The organism is Archangium sp., assembly GCF_036389735.1.
GTDB lineage: Bacteria > Myxococcota > Myxococcia > Myxococcales > Myxococcaceae > Archangium.
The window spans coordinates 1-3549 of sequence record NZ_DASVWK010001053.1; the positions used below are offsets into that span (position 1 = coordinate 1).

Annotated in this window: 5 protein-coding genes; all 5 read right to left on the bottom strand. The window is 68.4% G+C overall.

From position 1 onward, the window contains the following. Nucleotides 1-1261: kynureninase (gene kynU, locus VF794_RS37655; protein WP_331118180.1), on the bottom strand; the 1261-nt coding region annotated here is incomplete at its 3' end. After that, nucleotides 1262-2275, bottom strand: coding sequence for an amidohydrolase family protein (locus VF794_RS37660; RefSeq protein ID WP_331118182.1), 1014 nt, complete (start codon nt 2273-2275; stop codon nt 1262-1264). Further along, a complete protein-coding gene (gene nbaC, locus VF794_RS37665; protein ID WP_331118184.1) occupies nt 2272-2796 on the bottom strand; it encodes a 3-hydroxyanthranilate 3,4-dioxygenase in 525 nt (174 codons plus the stop codon). Before nbaC ends, VF794_RS37660 begins: the two co-directional genes overlap by 4 nt. 1 nt (nt 2797) lies before the next feature. After that, nucleotides 2798-3223: a RidA family protein gene (locus VF794_RS37670; protein ID WP_331118186.1), complete on the bottom strand. Its 426-nt coding sequence runs from the start codon at nt 3221-3223 to the stop codon at nt 2798-2800. Next, the coding region (locus VF794_RS37675; RefSeq protein WP_331118188.1) for an aldehyde dehydrogenase family protein at nt 3220-3549 on the bottom strand (330 nt) is incomplete at its 5' end. The genes VF794_RS37675 and VF794_RS37670, both read right to left, overlap by 4 nt.

Sequence of the window (3549 nt, forward strand, 5' to 3'; positions counted from 1 at the left end):
CGAGGACCCCCGCGAAGCGATATACGTCATGGAAGCTGACATAGAGAGGGGCCGGAGCGGCGCGGATGATGTCCGGTGAACGGAAGTCGCAGAGGACGCCCTGCGATGTGAGCTTTTCGAGCAGTTGCCGAGGCTCCTTGCTGAAGCGCAGCGAGAGATGGACGCCGCGCTGCTTCGGGTCTCTCGGGGTGGTGATGCGCACGAAGCCGGGCGGGAGCCGGTCCAGGAGGAACTCCAGGTAGCCGGTGAGCAGCTCGCTCTTGCGGCGCAGCGCCGGCATGGTGGCGCGGTCGAAGATCTCCATGGACGCGCGCAGGGCCGCGAGCTGGAAGATGGGCGGGTTGGACAGCAGCCACCCCTCGGCGCCCGGCGTGGGCTCGAAGTCCGGCCCCATCTGGAAGCGCGTCTGCTTCGCGTGGCCCCACCAGCCCTCGAAGCGCGGCAGGTTCTTCTCGTGCGCGTGGCGCTCGTGGACGAAGACGCCGCCCAGCGTGCCCGGGCCTCCGTTGAGGTACTTGTACGAGCACCACACGGCGAAGTCCGGCCCGTCGTCGTGCAGCGCGAGCGGCAGGTTGCCCGCCGCGTGCGCCAGGTCGAAGCCCACCCTGCAGCCCTGCGCGTGCGCGGCGCGGGTGATGGCGGCCATGTCGAACGCCTGGCCGGTGAGGTAGTTCACGTTGCCCAGCAGCACCAGGGCGAGCTCCTTCCCGTGGCGCTGGATGGCCTCGAGGATGTCCTCGGTGCGCAGCGTCTCCTCTCCCGGGCGCGGGGTGAGCTCGAGCACGGTCTCCTCGGGGTCATACCCGTGGAAGCGCACCTGCGAGTCCACCGCGTACTGGTCCGACGGGAAGGCCCCGGCCTCCATCAGGATTTTGCGGCGCTCGCCCGAGGGCCGGTAGAAGGACACCAGCATCAGGTGCAGGTTCACCGTGAGGGTGTTCATCACCACCACTTCGATGGGGCGGGCGCCCACGAGCCGCGCCGTCTGCTCGGTGAGGTTCTCGTGGTAGGGCATCCACGGGCGCCCACCGCGGAAGTGGCCCTCCACGCCCAGCTTCTCCCAGTCCTCCATCGCCTCCATCACGTAGGACCTGGCCTTGCGCGGCTGGAGCCCCAGCGAGTTGCCCACGAGGTAGATGACTGGCTCGCCCTGGTGCTGGGGGAAGAGGAACTCGTCGCGGAAGTGGCGGAGGGGGTCCTCCGCATCCATCCGCCGGGCGAACTCCTCACTGGCCTCGAAACGCACCGCTTCACCGCTCATCTACTTGAACTCCTCGGGGGAGCGCCCGAGCCACTCGAGCGCATTGCGCCACAACAGCCGCTCCCGGGTGGAAGCGTCGAAGTCCACGAGGGACTCCACCAACGTGCCCGGCCTGTCCTCTCCGAGCGGGAAGGGATAGTCGCTGCCCAGGGCGACCTTGTCCGAGCCGAACAGCTTCACGATGAAGCGCAGCATGTCCGGGTCGTGCACCAGCGAGTCCACCCAGAAGCGGCCCAGGTACTCGCGGGGCGGCACGGGGTTGTCCACCGCGACGAGGTCCGGCCGCACCTGGAAGCCGTGCTCGATGCGGCCGAAGGTGCCCGGGAAGGCCCCGCCGCCGTGCGCGAAGGCGAGGCGCAGCTTCGGCAGCTTCTCCAGCGTGCCGGAGAAGAGGAGCGAGCAGAGGGCCAGCGCCATCTCGGCGGGCATGCCCACGAGCCAGGGCATCCAGTACTTCTTCATCCGCGCCTCGCCCAGCATGTCCCAGGGGTGGACGAAGAGGGCGGCGCCCAGCTCGGCCGCGGCCTCGAAGAAGGGGAAGAGCTCCGGCTCGCCCAGGTTGGTGCCGTTGACGTGCGAGCCCACCTGCACCCCGGCCAGTCCCAGCTCGCGCACACAGCGCTCCAGCTCGCGCACGGCGAGCGCCGGGGACTGGAGGGGCACCGTGCCCAGGCCCACGAAACGCTTGGGGTGCGCCCGCACCACGGAGGCCAGCTGGTCGTTGAGGAAGCGCGACACGTCCAGCCCGTGCTCCGGCTTCGCCCAGTAGTTGAACATCACCGGCACGGTGGACAGCACCTGCACGGTGACGCCGCTCGCATCGCACTCCTCGAGGCGCTTCACCGGGTCCCAGCAATTGCTTTCAATCTCGCGGAAGAACTTCCCGTCATCACGCACCATGCGCGCCCGGCACGGCGCGTGGTGCTCCAGCGTCATGAAGCCCCCGTAGCCATAGCGCTCGGCGAAGCGCGGCACCTCGGGCGGCAGCAGGTGCGTGTGGATGTCGATCTTCATGTCTTGCGCGGTTCGCGCTTCATCTGGAAACCGCACTGCTTGCAGGTGCAGTGCTCCGGGTTGCCGTAGAAGCGCTCGAAGAGGGGCGGAAGCTGGGTGACGATGTTGGTGACCTGGAGGAACTCGTCATACAGCTTCGTGTGGCACTGGGGGCAGAACCACGCGAAGCCATCCAGCTCGCCCTCGCGCCGCTTGCGCTCGATGACCAGTCCCACCGTCCCCGCCGGCCGCTGTGGCGAGTGCGGCACCCGGGGCGGCAGCAGGAAGATCTCCCCCTCGCGGATGGGGATGTCCTGGGGCTTGCCGTCCTCGATGACCCGCAGGGTGATGTCGCCCTCCACCTGGTAGAAGAACTCCTCGCTCTCGTCGATGTGGAAGTCGGTGCGCGAGTTGGGTCCGCCCACCACCATCACGATGAAGTCGCGGTCCTGCCACACCAGCTGGTTGCCCACGGGAGGCTTGAGCAGGTGGCGGTGCTCGTCGATCCACTTCTTGAAGTCGAGGGGCTGCAGTCGGCTCATCTCAGTCTCCAATGGTCGCGACGCACTTCAGCTCGATGGCGATGGGCGTGGGCAGCGCGGTGATGCCGAGCGTCGTCCGGCACGGCGGCGTGGGCACGTCCTTGAAGTACTCGGCCCACAGCCGGTTGTACGTGGGGAAGTCCTTCTTCATGTCCGTGAGGTACACGGTCACGTCCACCAGCTTCTCCCAGGACGAGCCCGCCTCCTCCAGGATGTAGCGCACGTTGCGGAACACCGAGTGGCACTGCGTCTCGAGGTCGTACGAGACGATGTTGCCCTGGGCGTCCAGCTCGACACCGGGGATCTTCTTGCTGCCGCGCTCGCGCGGGCCCACGCCGGAGAGGAAGAGCAGGTTGCCCACGCGCCGGGCGTGGGGGTAGAGGCCCACCGGCTCCGGGGCCTTCTGGGAGTCGACCCGGTCGCTCATAGCTTCACGCACACGTTCTTGGGCTCGGTGAAGAAGCGCAGCACGTCCCAGCCGCCCTCCCGCCCCACGCCCGAGTCCTTCACCCCGCCAAACGGCGTGCGCAGGTCGCGCAGCATCCAGCAGTTCACCCAGACGATGCCGCTCTCCAGCTTCGCCGCGAAGCGGTGCGCCCGGCTCAGGTCCCGCGTCCACACGCTCGCCGCCAGCCCGTAGCGCGTGCTGTTGGCCCAGGCCAGCACCTCCTCTTCCTTCTCGAAGGGCGTGAGCGTGGCCACCGGGCCAAAAATCTCCTCCTGGTTCGTGCGGCACGCGTGGCCCAGGCCCTC

Coding starts and splice junctions, on each gene's coding strand:
- VF794_RS37660 (WP_331118182.1), bottom strand. CDS start 2,275: ATGAAGATCGACATCCACACGCACCTGCTGCCGCCCGAGGTGCCGCGC.
- nbaC (WP_331118184.1), bottom strand. CDS start 2,796: ATGAGCCGACTGCAGCCCCTCGACTTCAAGAAGTGGATCGACGAGCAC.
- VF794_RS37670 (WP_331118186.1), bottom strand. CDS start 3,223: ATGAGCGACCGGGTCGACTCCCAGAAGGCCCCGGAGCCGGTGGGCCTC.